Below are 18581 nucleotides of genomic sequence, written 5' to 3'. Positions count from 1 at the left end.
GTTTCTCTCGAAAAAAATTAATATGAATTGGGGGCGCTATGGCCGGCGGCCTTTAATGGAAACGCGGGCCGGGAAACGCAGGGACGCCGGCGGCCGCTCGTCGGCGCGGAAGTCGCGCACCATGGCCAGCACTTGCTCGTCCGTCTGCGCATTGCCCGTGCCTTGCACCAGCTGCACTTTCGTCGTCTTGCCTTCCGTATCGAGCCACAGGTCGACGCGGATGTCGGCAAACGCCAGCTGGCGCGTGCGCGGATCGCGGGCAAAGGCCAGCTGCAGCGCGTTGGCGACATAGCGACCATACGATCCCGCGCCGAGTCCGCCGCCACCGCCGCCGCCCGTCATGCCGCCGCCGCGTCCGGCCTGGATGCCGAAGGCGTCGCTGCCGGCCTGCGCCGCGCCATCGATGGTGACGGGGTCGCCCTTGTCCGGCGACGGGCTTTCCGGCGCGTCATCCATGGGCTTGTCGGCCGGCGTCGGTTCCGGCTCCGACACTTCCGGCACCACCTTGTCGGGCGTCGGTTCCGGCAGTTTTTCCGGTTCCGGCGGCGGTGGCGACGGAGGGGGCAGCATCAGCATCGGCGGGGCCGCCACTTCGCGCTTGGTCGCGGCCGTGTCCGACAGCAAATACCAGACCAGCGCGGCCAGCGCACCGGCCAGCAGCGCGCCGCCGGCCACGCCGCCCCAGCGGCGCCACCACTGCGCCGCGCCCGACGGTTCCGAGGCGGCCATCTTCATCATGTCGTCACGCTTCACCTTGCGCTCCTCATGCCGGCTTGCCGGTCACCAGGCCCACCTGGTTCAGGTCTATGCGGCGCAGCAAGTCCAGCACTTCGACCACTTTCGCGTATTGCACGGCGGCATCACCGCGCACGATCACGGGGAAGTCGGGCGTCAGGGCCTTTTCCGTGCGCAAGCGCTCTTCCAGCTCGGGCAAGGTGACGGGATAGGCGTCGAGGAAGACCTGGCCCGCGCTGTCGATGGTGATGGCCTTGGTCTTCGGTTTTTCCAGCGCCATGGCCGAACTGGCCTTGGGCAGGTCGACCTTGATGCCGGGAATGCTGGCATTGCTGGTCAGGATGAAGATCACCAGCACCACCAGCAGCACGTCGACGAAGGGCGTGATGTTGATGCCGCCGCTACGCTTGCGGGGGGTAAACTTGGCGGAGGTGGCCATGGTTATGCGCCCCTCACGCCTGTTGCAGCACGGGACGCATCTGGCGTCCATCGCCCTGCTCTTCAGCCAGACGCGTGGCGAATTCGTCGACGAAGACAGCCATATCGGCGACGATGGCGTCCGAACGCGACGACAGCCAGTTGTAGCCGAACAGGGCGGGAATCGCCACGCCCAGGCCTGCAGCCGTACACAGCAGCGCTGCCGCCATGCCTGGCGCCACCGAGTTGATGTCCACGGCGCCGGCCATGGCCGCCACGACGAACACCAGCATGATGCCGATCACGGTGCCGAACAGACCGACGTACGGCGCGCCTTCGATGGTGGTCGAGAGCCAGATCATGCGTTTCGACATGCGCTCGCTTTCGCGCACCATCACGCCATCCATGGCGGCGCGGATGGCGCCGATCGTCGCGTTCGACACGGCGTTCAAGTCGTAGCCGCGGTCGTGGCGGCGGCGCATCTCGTCGATGGCCACGTCATACAGGCGCCACAGCGAGGAATCCGTCTTCACGGAAGTGCTCAGCTTGCCGTTGCGCGCCAGGTGGTCCAGCGGCGCGCCGGCCGCTTCGTGGAACGACTGCATGAATTGCGCATTGGCGCGCGAGATGGCGCCATAGCTGCGGCCCTTGCCGATCATGATGATCCACGACAAGACCATCATCAGGCCCAACACGCCGACGACGATCCACGCGTCGAGCGGCATGGCGGCGATGATGAAGCCGAAATGGCTCTTGCCGGCCTGCTGTTCGTCGGCGCCAAACACGGCCAGGCGCGATTCGGAACCTTGCGAGACGGCATCGGCCAGCAGCAGGGCGTCGGGACGGGCCGTGCGCGACAGGCGCAGCTCGTCGATGGCGCCCGTGAAGTTGTTCAGGGTGGCGGTGCCGGAAGCGACCGGCGCCGCATCGGCGCCCACCGACGCGGCGCTGGTGAAGGCTGGCAGCGCGGTGGCCAGCGACACGGCCGGACGGCCGCCCACGTACAGGGCCACGTTGGCTTTATCGGCTTTCACAGCCAGGTGCGACCATTGCGCGGCCTGGATCGGTTGGCCGGGCTTGCTGCGCTGGCCATTCACCTGCACGAAAGGCACGCCCTGGTCGACGCCGATCAGCAATTCGTTGGCGCCATCGCGGCGCGCATACAGCACTTGCTGCGGGCCCAGGTTGTCGGGACGCACCCAGGCGGAAAAGGTGAAGGGCGCGCCGGCGGCCAGCGCCAGCGAAGGCGAGGCAGGCAGCATCAGCGGTGCCGTACCCAGGCGGGCGCCGGCGCCGATGACGGAACCGTCCAGCGCCGGCACGGCTGTCTGGGCATGGTTGCCGTAGGCGGTGCTGTCGCGCGAAGGCACGCCAGGCTCGGTGAAGTGGTACACGAGGCTGTAATCGGGGTCGAAGGTGCGCTGGCCGTTGCCGGAAGCGGGCGCCTTCGGATTGCCGTAGTACATCCACAGCTGCTGCGGCGTGCCGGCCGTCAGGGCCGGTACGTCGACCCAGATCAGGGCGATGCCCAGGAGCGGGTTGAACTGTTCGATCTGGTGGTTCAGCACCGTCTTGTCGTCGCCCGCCACGAAGCGCAGGTCGGCGCCGTTGTCGCTGACGCCTTCGAAGTTGAAGTTACCAGAATGCAAGCGCAGCAGCACGGGAATGCGGCCGGGATCGCCGCCCACGGCGCCCGCCTTCGGGCCGGCGTCGACGGTGACGGGTTTGCGGTAAGCCCAGTCGGGCTGCCACCAGGCATGCGCCAGGCCGGGAACGAGCGTGCCCAGGATCGTGAGCAGGAAAAGAAAACGTTGCATGACAGTGATTCTCCGAAGAAAAGTCTAAAAAAGTGCAGTGCTGGTGAGCTGGCCCGTCAGTAGCTGGCCGACAGGTTGAAATTGATGCGGCGCACGTGTTTGTGCGTGCGCGGGCCATCGCGCAGCGGGTAAGCGAAATCGATGCGGCCATTCAGGTAGCGCAGGAACTGGAAGCTGCTGCCCACGCCCACGGAGGCCAGGCCGAACAGGTCTTTCTGCTCGATCATCGGATCGCGCAGGCGCAGGCGCGCGCCATCGGCAAAGGCAAACAGGCGCCAGTTTTCCAGGCGGCTGAAATACGTCAGCTGGGGCGTGCGCCATTCGACGGTGCCCGAGACGCCATAGTCGCCCGTCGCTTCGGCCGACAGATAGCCGCGCACGGAATTGGCGCCGCCGGCGGCCATCTGCTCGCCCGACACGAGCGCCGCGTCGGCCAGCTGGCCCGACATGCGCCCGTGCAGCTGCGCGCCGCTGCCCAGGGTGTAGGTGGCGTTGGCGTCGCCCTTCAGCACGAGGAAGCTGGGCGAGGCCTTGTAGCGCTTGTTGTCGTAGACGGCGCTGTCGCTGCCGTAGCCGAACGCGGCGCGCGTGCCGGCCACCAGCGACAGGCCCAGGCCGTACGTCGCCGCATCCGTCTGCGCAAAGCCGTTATACGACACACTCAGGGGCACGTACTTGAGCGGAATATTGCTGCCCGTGCCATTGAGCTTCAAGGCTTCCTGGTTATCCTTGAAATCGATGCCGGCAGAAAAGCTGTGCCACCAGATGCCGCTGTTGGGCACCGTGTAGTTGACTTTCATGCCCAGCGCGTGGCCCTTGCCCAGCACGCTGGTGCCGCCCGTGCTGGCCACGTTGCTGTTCGACTGGTAGCCGGTCGCTTCCACGCTCCAGCCCTGCGTGCCGATCGGCGCCACGTACGAGGCGGACCACACCTTGGTCTGGTTCAGGTCTCCCGGCGTGCCGAAAAAGCTGATGGTGGCGCTATGCCCCATCTGCCACAGGTTGTCGTGACCGACCGACATGCTGCTGCGCAACTTCTTGGTATCGGCGCTGTAATCGTTGTTCAAGCCGATGCTGGCACGCCATGGGCTGCTGTCCTCGACTTTCAAGTCCACATCCATGGTGCCGGGCAGGCTGCCCTGCTTGACCAGCGGCATCACCTGGCGCTTGGGACCGCGGTTCAGGGCCGTCAGCTCCACTTGCGCCTGCGTAAAGTCGGGCACCTTGCCTTCCGTCAAGGCCGGTACTTGCTGGCGCACGTCGAGCGGCGAGTTGTATTGCGCGCCGACGACGCGCAAGCGTCCCACCTTCGTTTCGCTCACCTGCAGCACCACCACGCCCTGCTCCACCTGCTGCTCCGGCAAGTCCACGTAGACGGACTGGTAGCCGCGGGCTTGATATGCCGCAACGAGGGCGTCGCGCGCCCCTTCCACGTCCTTCAGGGTGCGGCCCGGCCCCAGGAAGGGCGTCACCGCCTCTTCGATGGCACGCGCATCGAGCACGGTATTGCCGCGCACCAGGTATTCCTCGATCGTCACCTGCCGTTCCGGCGCGGCCACAGGAGCGGCCGCCGGGACCGCGTCCTGCGCGCGCGCCATGCCGGGCAGCGCCAGCATGGCCAGGCACAGCATCGTCAAGGCGGTTGCAGGCGCCGCTGGCGGCACGCCCCTGCCCTTGGTTGTCATTTCACGCATCTTCCATTCACCTTAAAATCAAACGGTTGCCCTGTGTTGCGGCGCTGGGCCGGCGTATTTTTGTTGCTAATGCTGATCTACTGATGCCTAGACAGCCGCCGCGCGCGGCGACTGCCGAATGTCATCAAATGTTCATAAAACTCCGCTCAAGGCTGCAAACCGCGCCGCTCGTTCGGCGTGAGCGCCTGCAGCTGCGGCGCCGTCAACGGCCCCGCCCCCAGCACCTGCACCACGCCGGCCGGCTGGTAGCTGGACGCCTGCGGTTCGCCGCCCGTGTGCTTGCCAACACCGGCTTCGTCCGCCTGCTCGTTGCCAAAGCCCAGCACCTTCACCGTGAACAGCGACGGCTGCGCCTGGCGCGTGGCAGCCCGTTCGCGCTGCAGCACGTCCTGCGCCGCGGTGACGGCTTGCGTGGCGGCCGCGCTGGCATTGCTGAGCGCCCCCACGTTCACCGAGGCGATCACGGGCATGCCCGTGGCCTTGCCCTGCACCTGGATGTTTTCCGCGTTGACCACCTGCAAGGCCGCCAAGTTGACGTTGCCCGAGACGCGGATGCCCGCCTCGCCCGCGTCGATGGTGCCCAGCGGGGCGATCAGGTCGATGTCGCCGGGCGGCACCTCCGGGATCGGGTTCAGGGTGGCGATGCCGGCGCCCGTCGTCGGCGTGCTCGGCGACAGGCTGACGAGGCCGATGCTGTCGTAGGTGCGGCGCTGCGGCGTGTAAACGACGGTGGACTTGGTGCCGCGGCCCGCATTGATGTCGCCCGTGGCCGACCAGGCCAGGATGTTCCCGCCGAAAGTGGTGAAGATGCGGCTCTGGCCCAGCAGGATGCTGTCTTTCGCATACATCTGGATCTCGCCCGCCCCCTGTGTCAGCACGCCCGAGCCTTCGCCCGGCGCATAGCCGCCGTCGACGCCGATCAGCGCGCGCCCGCCCGGCACCGCGATGCCGATATCGCCGCCGAAATCCGTGTGGATGCCGGCATCGTTGACGATCACGTGCGGCACGTTGACGGTCGGACGCCCCGCCTCGGCCCACTCCTGCGGACTCAGGTAGCGCACGCCCGCGACGGGCCGCTTGGTATAGATGCCTGCGTAGTCGTTGACCGTGTACAGAGCGCTGCTGAACATCGTCAGGTCGCCCTTGTACTCGATCTTCTTGCCCGCCTTGTCCTGCGTCGGAAAGAGGGTGGCGATGGCTTCGCGGCCGCGCAGGTAGCTGCCGCGGCGCACGCCGTCCGGATCGTTGTACTCGCGCCCGGCCGCCTTCAGTTCGGCAAAGTAGACATTGCTCAGGTACACCTGCTGCTGTTCCTTCGGCAAAGCGGCAAAGAAGCTGCGCGCATCGGTGGCCGGGTCGTAGCGGATACCCAGGCCGCTGTCGCCGCCAAAGCGCGTCGTCAGCCAGTTCACCAGGTGCAACTGGCTGACCTGCGCGTATTCGCGCGCCAGGTCGCGCCGCACGCCGCCCGTTTGCTGGCCGGCCTTTTCCAGTTCCGCCTGTTTCGTGCCGAGGAAGGCGGCAGCGCCCGCCTCGTCGCCTTTGTAGCCGAACTGGCCGCGCAGCCAGTCGGCCAGGGTCAGCTTGCCGCCGTAGACGTACACGGCGCTGCCGGCCTGGTCGGCCAGCGGACGGCCCGGGTCGGCCAGCTTGGCCGGGTCCAGGTAGCGCGCCGCGAAGGCCGCGTAGTCGGGGCCGTTGCGGCCCACGCCAGCGGCCACGCTGATGCCGGCGCCATTGCCGCGCTCGCCGGGACCGGTGCTGACGATGGAACCGAGGCTGCGCAGCTCGCCCTTGTCGGCCATGTACAGGTCGCGTCCGGCGCTCACATTGAGCTGGCCCGGTCCCGCCACATAGAAGGTGCTGTAGCGGATATCGCGCCCGGCGCTGACGACGGAAACGTCATCGGCATGGCGGTGCACGAACAGGTTGCCGCGCGCCGTCGAGCTGCCGGTGACGACCGGCTTGTCCGGATAGTCCGGCCGGCCGACAAAGCCCTGGCTGGTCCATCCGGCCGCGCCGTCCGGCACGCCCTCGACGCTACCGAGCGGCGTGCCCGAGTTGACGATATCGCGTCCGGCGCGCACGGCCACGGCGCCGCCGCCCTCGTACCACAGGCCCAGGGCGCCGCTGACGCCCTTCAGGTTGCCCCGGTACACGATGCCGCCCGTGCGCAGGCCGACGATGTCGCCGCTGCTGGCATAGAAATGCGCGGGCAGCTGGCCTGCCGGCACATAGTCGGACACCGTCGGCGGCGTCATGCTGAACAGCGGATACAGTTGTTGCCCGGCATCGCTGGCACCGTTCGGGGTCGAGCCGAACCATTTCAGCGCACCGGGCGCCAGCGCATCGGCGCTGACGTTATGCAGCGGCAGCAGGCCGAACCAGACCTTGTCCAGGGCGCCGACGAAGCCCGGATTGAACGGATTCGGCAGCATGCGCGGGTCGGCGCCCGATGGCGTGATCGGATAACCGGCCGCATGGATGGAATCGGCGGCCAGCATTTCCAGCTGGCCCGTGCCCGTCCTGACAAATTGCGGCGCCACCGGCGACGGCGCCAGGATCACGCCGTTTTGCGGCATGTCCACCTTGCCGCCATCACCACCCAGCCTGCCCAGGCTGGCATTGCCGTAGTACAAGCTGCCGCTGGCGGCCACGGCGCGCAGCACGGACGGCATGACGAAGCGCCCGTCCGTCGGCGCGTGGTTGTCGCCGATCGTCGAATTGATCCAGGACGAGGTGGGCGTCAAGTTGCCGCCCGCGCTGAACAGGTCGATGGCCGTGGCCGGCGTCCACAGCGAGAACCAGCTCCAGCCTTCGCCGGTGCGCGCCACGCCCTGGTAGTTGAACGGCGAACCGTTGCCCAGCTGCTTCACGCGGCCCGCATCGGCCGTGCCGCCCAGCACCAGGTCGCCGCGCGCATCGATGCGCACGCCGCTGTCGCCCGGCACCAGGATAGGCCCGCCGCTGGCGATGGACGTGCCCGCCGTGTAGGTTTCGTACGGCCGCGATTCCGTCGGATCGGCGCGGTCGAAACGCAGTTCGACGCCGCCCACGGCGCCCGCCTCCATGCGCAGCGCGCCACGCAGGTTGGTGAAGGTACTGTTGAGCGTGGGATACTGGCGCTCGAAGCGCGTATCGACATTCGCGAAGTCTCCGTTGCGGTCGAAACTGCGCACCGCGGCGACCGGATTGAGGCCGCCGCCGATGCGGATGTCAAGGTCGCCCCCGCCCGTCAGCAGCAGCTTGCCGTCCGGCGTCACCCTGCCCGTGCTGCCCACGGCCACGTTCAGGCCCTGGCTGCGCGGCGCGAATTCGCCGGCCGGGTCGGCACGCGAGGTCAGCATGCCGGCGTCGCCGCCCGCCTGCAGCAGCACATTGCCGCCGCCCAGGGTGCCGATGCCCGTAAAGCCCGACACGACCGGCAAGCCGGCAAACAGGTCGGGACCTTCCGGGCGCGCGACGTAGGTGCCGAAATTGACCCACCACGCCGTCGGCACGCCCGCGCCCGTGCTGCCGCTGCCCTGGCGCCACAGCCAGCTGCCGATATCGCTGGTGTCCTGCTGCGCGTTGAGGAAGCCGATGGCATCTTCGCGGCGTTGCGTGGAGGTGCCCAGGGTATCGCCCTTGACGTCACCCTGGGCGCGCAGCAGCAGATTGCCGCCGTGCTCGGGATACCAGGCGCGGTACAGGCTCTCGCTGCCGCCATCGACGAAGCGCGTCAGCTTGTCGCCCAGGGCGCCGAGCAGCTGGCCCTTGGCGTTCAGGCCGCGCGGCAAGTTGAACAGATCCTTGCCATCGACCAGCGGCGAGGCCGACTGCGTGCCCGCCGTGTAAACGCCATACAGCGAACGCATGTCGAAGTCGCCCGCGGCCAGCAAGTCGAGGTCGCCCGTGCCCGTGCGCAGCACACTGAACAGGGGCTGGCGCGCCGGTTCCACATTGGTCACATATTCGGGCGGCGTGCCGTCCGCCACCTTGATCACATAATGGGCATAGTACTCCAGCATGAACTCTTCGCTGCCAAACCACGTCTCGATATCAACCTCGCCTTCCGGCATGCCCTCGCTGATGGCTTGTTCACTGAAGATATATTTGCCCGGCAAACCCGTACCCGGCTTGACCGACGTCTTTTCCCCCATGCCGTAATGCGTATCGGCCAGCATCAGATGGGCGTCCTTCGCATGCGGCCGCAGCGCGCGCGTATCGGCCGCGGCCGTATCGGCGCCGCCCACCAGGCGCAGCGACCACGCTTGCGAACCCTGGGCCAGCATGGGCGCCAGCGCCAGGTTGCGGCCCTGGCTGCCGCTGCCATCCTCGCTGCGCAGCGCCACCATGGTCGCGTCGCCAGGCAGCTTGACCAGCGTGCCGGCTGGCAGCACGCTGCCCTTGTCCAGCGCCAGCGCGGAGGCCAGCACCACGCCATTGATGGAATTGACGCTATCGCCCGTGTCGCGCGGTTGGCCTTCCGGGAAGGGCAAGGCCACATTCGCCGGCCACACCATGGCCGCCACCTTGGCCGCGCCAGGCAGGCGCAGGCCGGCATCGAGCTGCATGCCGCTCGATAAGGTCAGCGCCTTGGGCAAGACGGTGCCGGCCGCGTACAGCACGCTGCCGTCGGCATTGCGCACAGCACCGCCCAGCACGCTGCCTGCTGGCAAGTTCAACTCCGCCGTCAAGGTGGCGCGCGCCGCCAGCAAGGTGCCGCTGCGCAACTCCATGGCTTTCATCGGCACAGCAAAATTGACGCTCGTGCCCGATTTGAAATACGTGTCCTCGGCCAGGGTCACCAGGCCCGCTTGCGGCACGACGACCTCGCCGCCCCACGGCAGCCGGCCCTTCACCAGCTGCCAGCCCTTGTTATCCACCGTGACCGGCAGCTTGCTGGTATCGAAACCATCCGTGATGCTGCCAAAGACGCTGAGCTTGCCACCGGCGCGCAGCACCAGCGCACCGGCCTCGCCCGAGCCGTACACGCCGCTCAGGCGCGCCAGCGGATTGACGCCGTCGTAGCGGTGGCCGGACAGGTCGATGTCGCCATCGATATGCAGGTCGCCGCCCGGCGTGGCGCTGACGATCTCGACGCCGGGACGCAGGTGGAAGGCGTTCGCATCGCCGCGCAAGCCGCGCAATTTGTTGTTCATCAAGTTGCCGTTCGCCAGCGCATTGACCATGAAGGCCTGGCTGTCCCCGTGCTTCCCGTCCAGGTAAGCCTGGTTGATGCTCTGGTAGCTGCGGCCGTCCGCATCCTTGCCGGCGCCGGCCGGGGTATCCTTGTATTGCCAGAAGGCGTTGACGTTGACGGTGCGCGCACCGGCGATGTTCAGCGCGCCTGCCGCATCGATGTCGATGTCGTCGCCCGTGGCGCCACCGAGGCGGCGCGCGTTCAGGTCGATGCTGCCATAGTTGCCGCCGCCTTTGCCAGCCTCGCCGCTACGCAGGTCGAAGCGCGCGCCGTTTTCCAGGGTCAGGCGGCCGCCAGGCGACGCCAGTTCGATCACGGCGCGGTTCGGCGCCTCGATCACCTGGCCATAGCTGTCCGTGCGCAGTACCGTGCCGTGCGCGTCGAGCACGGCGCCGGACTGGATGGTGACGCCGTCGCGGCCGGCCAGGCGGATGCTGCCCACCTGCTCCCCGCTGGCGTCGATGCGGCCATGCACCGTCAGGCTGCCGCCGTCGACGGAGACGCTCACTTCGCGCGCCTTGAGCTCGTCGCCGATGGCCAAATTACCCTGCTTGAGCTGGAAGCTGCGGCTGCCGAATACCTTGCCCGTGTTCAAACGTTGGTTCAGGCCGGCGAAGTCGCCGATCCGCTGGGCGCGGATGTCCGCACCGCCGGCCGCGTAGCCTACCTGGGTGCCGCCCGCGTCATAGCTGCCGCTGGCGCCGCCCAGCAAGGTGCCGCGCAAATCGACGCTGCCGGCAGCGTCACCGGTGGCTGTCGCGCTCAGCTTGCCGGCGCGATTGTTCACGGCCGACACGTCGATCACGGAGGCGGCCGCCTGGCGCACGTCGCCTTCGCGGCTGTCGAGGATCACGTCGCCGCCCCAGCTGTACTTGCTGGTGTCGTAGAAATCGATCTTGCGACCCGCCAGGTCCAGCTTGGCCTTGTCGCCCAGCAGCACATCGCGCTCGGCCGACAGGGTCAATTTTCCGCTTGGTAAGACCACCGACGTATCCACGCTGACATTGTTGCCGCTCAGCGCCACTTCGGCGCCCAGTGCGCCGGCCAGCGCCGCATTCGTCGGCGTGGCGGCGGCCGCGCCTGCCGGTGCGCTCACCTTCAGGTCGCCGCCCGCCGTAATGCGGTTGACGGAGCCGGCCGCGCCCGTCAGCAGCGGCGTGTTGATCAGCAAATCGCCGCCGCTGTAGCGGTAGCCATTGGTGGCCGTATCCCACGCGCTTTGCGACTGGTAGACGGACAGGCTGCCTTTGTTGTTGGCCGTCAGCTGTTCGCTGGCGTTGAGCGCCACCTGGCCGAAGCCCAGCACCAGGCGGTCCAGCTTGTGGATGGTGTCGGGACGGCTGTCCGGCGTGAAGCCGAACTCGATGCGCTTGGCATCGACCTGCAGGCGGCCGCTGCCCGTGCCGGGGCCATTCGCAACCACGGCGCCGGGCGCGTTCGTCGCGCCCTGCCACACGAGGGTGTCCGTGTGGATGCGCGCCAGCGCGTCCGCGCCGCCGTAGCCGTAGATGGCGGGCGTATTGAGCACCAGGCGCGACAGCGACGACTTGCCCGTGGCCGCATCGATGGTCGACAGCTGCGACGAATCATAGAAGTTGAAGGAATTGCGCGCCGTCAAGCCCAGGCTTTCCAGCGCCGGCGCGCCCGTGCTGGTGTCGCCGCGCAGCAGGCGGTCGAGCACGCCCTGGTTCAGCGCCAGGCCGTCCGGCAGGGCGCCGCGGGCGCTGGCATCCGCCAGGGACGCCTCGCTGCCGACATTGATCGCCCCCATCGCCAGCACCAGGTTGCGCGTGCCATAGCGCACGTTGTCGCGCAGGGTGAACGCGCGCTCCGTCACCGCGGCGATGGTGCCCTCGGAATACAGCGAGGTGCCGCCGCCGCAGGCGCCCTCCGCCTTCTTGCAGGCGCCGATGTCGATGATACCGGGGCCATACGATTCGGACGATGGCGCCGCGGCCGGCAGCATGTCCAGCCAGCCGTTAGAGACGGCCAGCACGCTGCCCATGGGCAGGTACACATAGCCGTCGCGCGAGTCCCAGGCCGCCTTGCCGCGGCCCAGCGTATTGATGCCGGAACCCTGCTCGAGGATGATGCCGTCGTCTTTTCTCGCCGTCACCAGGAACACTTCGGCCGCCTTCAGCACGGCGCCGTCGCGCAGCACGATGCCGCCCGCCGATTCGTTGATGGCGGCGATATTGGCGCGCTGATTGCTGCCCGTGCCAAATTCGCTGTAGGTCACGCGCGGCAAGCCGCCGATGCCCACGCGCTGGGCGCCGAAGGCATTGATCTGCGACGCGTGCACGGAGACGCCATTGAAATCGGCCAGCGGCGCCGTGCCGTCGGCCAGCACTTCGTAGCGGGTCGATGCATGGTTGCCCGTGCCCAGCAGCAGGGAGCCGCCGAAGCCGCCCTCGGCCGGCGCGTACAGGGTGCTGCCATCCATCATCAATGGCGTATGGTTGTTCTCGACGCTGTGCAGGGATGGAGCGATCAGTTGCAGCCGCACGCCCTTGGCGTCGCGTTCGAGCATGGCGCGCGGCACGCCGTCGCGCGCGGCCTGCGCCACGGCGAAAGCGGCATAGCCCGTTTCATTGTATTGCGAATAGCTGCGCAGCACGTCGGCCGGCGTCAGGATGGCTTGCTGCGCCACCACGTCGCGGAACGCCGTGCCCGCCACGCCCGTCTGCGCCGCGGTGGCAAACGAGCCATTGCGCATGGCGATCGTGCCGCCTGTCTCGACGGCGCCGGCCAGGCCATTCAATTCCACGCGGAATGCACCGGGCAGCAGGGCGAAAGTCGATGGCAGCAAGGTGTAGGTGCCGGCCGCCAGGCCGGGCACGCCCGCGCCGATGGTGATCTGGCGTCCCACGGCGGGCTTGCCCGCGCCTTGCTCGGCCGTCAAAGGCGCCACGTCCGGCTGTACGCCGGGAATGATGGCGTACACGGGGTTGGTATTCAGGCCGGGCAGGGTGAAGCCGCCGTTCGGCTTCATCTGCACCAGCGGATTGAGGCGCGCGTCGGTGGAGCCGCCGCGTCCGGCCAGGAAGGCCGCGCCCGTCAAGGTGCCGCCGCCCGACAGGTCGAGCACGGCGCCGGCTTGCACGTCGACGGCGGCGCCCGTCAAGGCGATCTCGGGACCGTTGCCCACGCCCTTGAACACGACGTCGTTGCCGTCATACAGGTAGCTGAGGCCATCGAGCGTGCCGCCGTACGGCATCGTCAAGCCTTTCGCGCTGACGGACGTCAGGCTGCCCGGCAACAGGTTGACATGGCCCGTGTAGGCTTCATAGCCTTCGGCGCCCAGATTGATCTGGCCCAGCGGCGCGCGCAGCACGCCATGCTGGTTGATGGTGGGGGCAACCAGGCTCAGGCTGCCAAACACGGAGAACGGCTGGTTCGGCGTGGCGCTGCCGGCGCTGCGCCCGATATCGAGCGTGCGCAGCGGATCGAGCGTGACGCGGATAATGCCGTATTCGTCGATGGCGCTCTTCTGGCCCACCGTGACCATGCCGCTGTCGCCCGTGGCCGGGTAGATTTGCGCGGCCACCAGGGTGGCATTGCCCGGCTGGTACAGGGCGGCGCTGTTCGACAGGCGCATGTCGCCGCGGCTGTTGAGGGTCAGCTGCTCGAAGGCATCGCGTTCGACCACCAGGTCGGCGCCGCTGCTCTGCGCGATGGTGCCGCGCGTACCCATGTTGACCTCGCCCGCGATATCGAGCATGCCCGCATCGATCTGCAGCAGGGAATCCTCGGCCACCAGCGGCACGCCCAGCATGCCCCGTCCCCTGCCCAGGTTTTTCGAGCCTTTCACGGCATTGGGCACGATGTAATCGTCCTTCTGGGCACGCACGGCCGTACCCAGGCGCACGTACGGTGCCGCCAGGCGCACCTGGCTGGCAAGGCTGGCCGCCTTGTCCTGGCCATCGGGCAAAGGCTGCTGCGCCAGCCCCAGCGAGGTGGCGCTCAGGCGCAGGCTCTGGCCCAGCGACAGGTTGACGTCGCCGTCAAAACTGAGCATGCCATTCACATGCAGGGCAAGGTTGTCGAAGCCGCCCGCCTGCACGCGGTCGACGCCCAGGCGCGCGCTGCCATAGCGCAGCGCCGCATCCTGCTGGCCGGCGCGCAAGTCGACGGGCAAGGCGCTCTCGCCCTGCGCCTGCGCCAGCAGCATTTCGCGCGGCACGCGCACCGCGTTGTCCACGTTGCCGCCTTGCAAGTTGTAGCGGTCGACCTTGCCATAATTGGGCGTGTCCAGCGCCAGCGCCAGGGTGCCGCCGGCCGCACCGGCGCCACCGGCCGCGGCGCGCAGGGTGCCGTCGGCAAAGATGCCGTTGTACGAACTGAGCGAAATCAAGCCGCCATTGCCAGCCACGTTGACGGCGCCCTGGCTCGGCAAGTCCAGCGCGGCTTGCGCGCCGCTGGCGTCGAGCAGGGCGCCAGGACGCACGACGACAAAGGCATCGGCCGCGTCGACGCTGGCGGCGTCAGCCTTGTAGCGGGCGCCGATTTCGATGCTGCCGCCCTGGTCCGCACGGCCATAGCGACCGCCGCGCATGTCGGTGGCGACCGTGGCGCGGCCAGCGACATCGAGCACGGCCTTGTCGCCGATCCAGATCGACGTGGCTTGTCCCTTGCCGTTCGGCAGGTCCACATCATTGCCCGTGCCAAACGTGCCTGGCAGGATGGCGATCTTGCCGCCCCAGGCGTCGAGCCGCCCATCGACGGTGATCTGGTCATTGCCCGTCAGGCTGATCTGGCGGCCCGGATCAACCTTGATGACGGCGCCCTGGGCCACCGCCAGGGCGCCCTTCACGTGCGGACTGCCGGCCGTCAGCGACAGGTTGGCGCCGGCGCGCTGCGTCAGGCGGGCCTTGCGCGCATCTTCCTGGTACAGCTCCGGCGTCCACAGTTCCAGCGCGGCGCCAGGATCGGTGCCGCCCGCCACCGTATGGCCCGTGGCGGGACTGAAATGCAGCACGGGCATGGTGACGTCAATATGCGCATCCTTGACCACCACGACGCCATCGCGGCCCGTGATGGCGTAGTCGGCAAAACCGCTCCGGAACAGGCTCGCGTCCAGCGCCAGCAGCGGCTTGACGGCCGCGTCGCGCCCCAGCACCATGCCGGCCGGCAGCACCAGACCAGGCGGCGCGCGCAATTCTTCGGTGGCGATGCTGCCCGCCGCGTACTTCGTCGTCACCGGTACGATAGGCAAGCCCTGCGGAAAGGCCGCCGCCGACACCACGAAGCCGGCATTCAGGCCATTGATGACCGTCAGCACGCTGCCGGCTGGCACGATGGAACCCTCCCATACATACGTCGCGTTGTTGATGACGACGTGCGCGCCAGGCGGCAACAGCAGGTCGGCCCCCAGCACCAGCGGTTTTTGCACCGACACATCCACCACCACGGGTTTGCTCAAGGCCTGGCCCGGCTTGATCACGCTGGTGGTCAAGGTGAAAGCCAGGGGAATCGTCTCGCCCTTGGCGATCAGCAATTCATCGGCCAGGCGCAGGGCCAACGGCGAACTGCTGCCGCCTGGCAACACATCGCCTTCGAGCAGCTGGCCGCCGATGCTGACGGCCGCGCCGCTGTCGATCACCAGGCGTCCGCCGCCTTTCACGCCATAGCCGCGCAATTCGCCATCGAGCTTGAGCATGGCGCCCGTCGGCGCCTTCTCCGTCGGCAGATCGACCGCCAGGGTGATGTCGCCGCCGCGCCCGCCCTGCAGGCTGCCATTGCCCATCAGGGCCGCGCCGGACGAGACGTCGATGACGCTGCCGCCCGTCAGGTCGATGCCGCCCGAGCTTTTCAGGCTGACCTTGCCGCCATTGATATACGGCAAACCGGCGCCGGCGCCGGGATCGAGTTCCAGGTTGCTCCACAGGCCGCGCGCATCGAGGCGCACGCCGGGCGCCACGCGCACGCCGGCCGTGCCCGTGGGACGGTTGTCCGGCACGAGCTTGCCATCGGCCCATACCGCGCCCGCATTCGCCAGGTAGCGCGAGACGATGTCGCCGGCGGCGATGCTGCCGCCGCGCGCGCTCACGTTCGCTTTCAGCGCCACGTCGGTGGCGTGCAGGGCGATGTCGCCGCCATCGGCCACGCGCACGTCGGCATTGACGTCGAGCTTGTCGTAGGCATAGATATTCAGCACGCCCAATTCCAGCCCGTTGAGCCAGTCGGCGTCGAGCTGCAAGGTCTGGCTGCGCGCGGCCGGCAAGGCGGCGTCCAGCAGTTGGCCATCGGCGATGCTGGCCACCTTGCCGATTTGCACCTTGTCCAGCACGGCTTGCGGGCTGTCGCGCATCTGGCCCGTCTTGGTATCGAAGACGGGTGTCATTTTGCCGACGATCAGTTGGCCGGCGCGCGCCGCCGCCGTCTGCGCCTGCTTGTAGCCATCCACGCCGTCATCGCGCTTGCGCTGCTGGCGCTCGCCCTGGAACACGGACGTGTCGATATCGCCTTCCAGCACGGCCGCGCCCGTAGAAACGATCAGGCGGCCCGCATCGCGGCCCACCGTATAGCCGTTTTCCAGGCGTTCGCGCGGGCCGATCAGGGCATTCGCATAGGTTTCCGTCGTATTCGCGCCCCAGCGCGCATGCGTGCTTTCATAGCCGCGGTACAGACCCGTGTACAGATTGTCGCCCGGCGCCGTGCTGAGCTTGTACATCGCGCCATCGGCGCCCTTCAGCCACGTCTGCTTGACCATGCCCGTCTGCACGTCCAGCGAGCCGCCGGCGATATTGATGCGCGAACCGGCCTGCGTCACCACTTCGCCGCCGCCAAAGCCGACGGTGCCGCCCTGGGCCGCCCATTCACCGATGCCGTGGCCGCTGGTGTTCAGGTAGCCGCTCACTTCCAGCAAGCCGCCGGCCGTGTACCAGCGGTCCGTGGCATAGCCATTCGTGCCGGCCGGCACCAGCACCAGGTCGCGGCGGTCGACCCACACATCGCTGTTGTTCAGGTATTTGGCGTCGCGGCTGCCGGGCGCGTCGCGCTGCTCGTTGCCCTGCACGTTGATCAGCACATTGTTGCTGCTCATGTCGACCTTCACGCCGACGGCGCCGGAGACGTCGATGGCGGCATCGCGCGCCACGTGGCTGCGGCGGGCCGCGTCGACCAGCACCTGGCCGCCCGTGGCGAGGGTCAGCGAATCGCCTTCGAACTCCACGTTGCCGGCCGAAACGATGCGCACCAGCGACTGGTCGCGCCGGTCCAGCGGCGTGTCCGTTCCCTTGCCCGTGTCTTTCAGCAGGGTATCGCGCTGCACATCGAGCGCCGTGGCGCCGTTATCGTCGATAACAATGGCGCTGACGCTGCCGCGGCCCATGGTGACCTTGGCGTCGTCGCCCGCCGCCGCCAGGTGGATGGCGCCGCGTCCGTTGACGGAGGTGCTCGACAGCAGCACGCCGTCCTGGCGCAGCGTGTTGCCGCTCAGCGTGATGTCGCCGCCGGCCGACTGGATCAAGCCGCTGTTGACGACGGCGCCGGCGTCGCTGCCGGCCGCGCGCAGCATCCCGACTTCATTGCCGCGCGTGCTCGAATACTGGTTCTTGTCCGTGCCCTGGCCCGGGCGCACGACGATGGCGTCGCCGGCGGCCAGCGTGGTCTGGCCGTTCGGCGTGGTGATGACGCCCGCGTTGTGGACGCCTCGGCCGGCCAGCAGCACATAGCCGCCGCCTTCCGTCACCGTCTGCGGCTTGCGCGTGTCGATGCGCGCGCCGGCGGCGACGACGACATCGGCCTCGGCCTTGCCATGTTTGAAGGTATTCTGGTCCAGCAACAAGTCATTCGCAAAGGTCGGCACGGCGCCCGTGCCCTGCGCCTTGCCGTACAGGCCGCTCTTGAACTGGCTGTCGCTCATGCCCATGGCGGCGGCCACCAGATTGCGCGTATCGACCTGGCTGCTGCCCGTAAACACGATGCCGTTGCGGTTGACGATCATCACCGTGCCATCGGCCTTGATCTGGCCCTGGATCTGGCTGGGGCGCGCCAGCGGATCATTGACCCGGTTCAATACGGACCAGTTCGATTTCTGGTCGAATTGCAAGGTGGTGTTCTTACCGACGTTAAAACTTTCCCAGTTCAGTATCGCCTTGTCGTCCGTCTGCACGACCTTCACGACGGTCTTGCCGTCGGCCTGGCTCTGCACCGGTCCCTGGGCATTGAGCCAGCCGGCCGTCAGGCTGTTGCTGTCGACCTGCAAGCCGCCCTTGACCAGGCCATCGGGAGCGCCGCCCGCCGCCAGCGCCGCCTGGCGCGCGGCCGCCTGCACCGCCTGCTCGGCGGCGATGCCGCGCGCGGCCAGCAACAGGTTATTCAGCGATTGCTGCAGCTTGCCTTCGGCCTTCTGCTGCTGCAGCAAAGGATTGTTCAGCGACGTGGCTGGCTGGCCATTCGGCAAGCGTCCCGTGGCGGCCGCCGTGCCCTGCTGTGCACCCTTGCCGGCAAACCAGGCGCCGCTGAACGGCTGCTGCGCCTGCGTGCCGCCCGCCTGCAGCAGCACGGCGATGGCCAGCGCCAGCGGTTTCAGGCGCACGGGGCGCCCGGTCCGGTTGCCCGCCATGGCGGAGGAGGATGCGTGTTTCGTGACCGACTTGCTTCGCTGCATGGCGACATTCCCTTTTCATGTTCCGTTGCTGACCGATATCGCGAGGCGGCGCGCGGCACGCACGGGGGCGGGCGGCAGGCACTGATTCGCGGCTTCCAGCAGCATTGACAGGGAACAAG

Annotated in this window: 5 protein-coding genes; all 5 read right to left on the bottom strand. The window is 68.1% G+C overall.

Features of this window, described 5'->3' with window-relative positions:
* Window positions 1–36: 36 nt before the first annotated feature.
* The 5 genes from O0879_RS27505 to O0879_RS27485 all read right to left on the bottom strand — a co-directional run bounded on the left by O0879_RS27505 (window position 37) and on the right by O0879_RS27485 (window position 18462).
* On the bottom strand, window positions 37–753 hold the full coding sequence (locus O0879_RS27505; RefSeq protein ID WP_289919817.1) for an energy transducer TonB: 717 nt from the start codon (window positions 751–753) through the stop codon (window positions 37–39).
* 10 nt (window positions 754–763) lie between these two features.
* Complete coding sequence (locus O0879_RS27500) at window positions 764–1174, bottom strand: biopolymer transporter ExbD (protein ID WP_289919816.1); 411 nt, start codon at window positions 1172–1174, stop codon at window positions 764–766.
* A 13-nt stretch (window positions 1175–1187) separates the two neighbouring features.
* On the bottom strand, window positions 1188–2969 hold the full coding sequence (locus O0879_RS27495) for a MotA/TolQ/ExbB proton channel family protein (protein WP_289919813.1): 1782 nt from the start codon (window positions 2967–2969) through the stop codon (window positions 1188–1190).
* Window positions 2970–3025: 56 nt separating this feature from the next.
* A complete protein-coding gene (locus tag O0879_RS27490) occupies window positions 3026–4663 on the bottom strand; it encodes a ShlB/FhaC/HecB family hemolysin secretion/activation protein (RefSeq protein ID WP_289919811.1) in 1638 nt (545 codons plus the stop codon).
* A 146-nt stretch (window positions 4664–4809) separates the two neighbouring features.
* Window positions 4810–18462, bottom strand: coding sequence for a filamentous haemagglutinin family protein (locus O0879_RS27485; RefSeq protein WP_289919808.1), 13653 nt, complete (start codon window positions 18460–18462; stop codon window positions 4810–4812).
* Between the last annotated feature and the right edge of the window lie 119 nt (window positions 18463–18581).

Source organism: Janthinobacterium sp. SUN120 (assembly GCF_030397735.1).
Lineage (GTDB): Bacteria > Pseudomonadota > Gammaproteobacteria > Burkholderiales > Burkholderiaceae_D > Janthinobacterium > Janthinobacterium kumbetense.
Note: the sequence above shows the minus strand (reverse complement) of the source record. Positions and strands in the feature narration are given on the sequence as shown.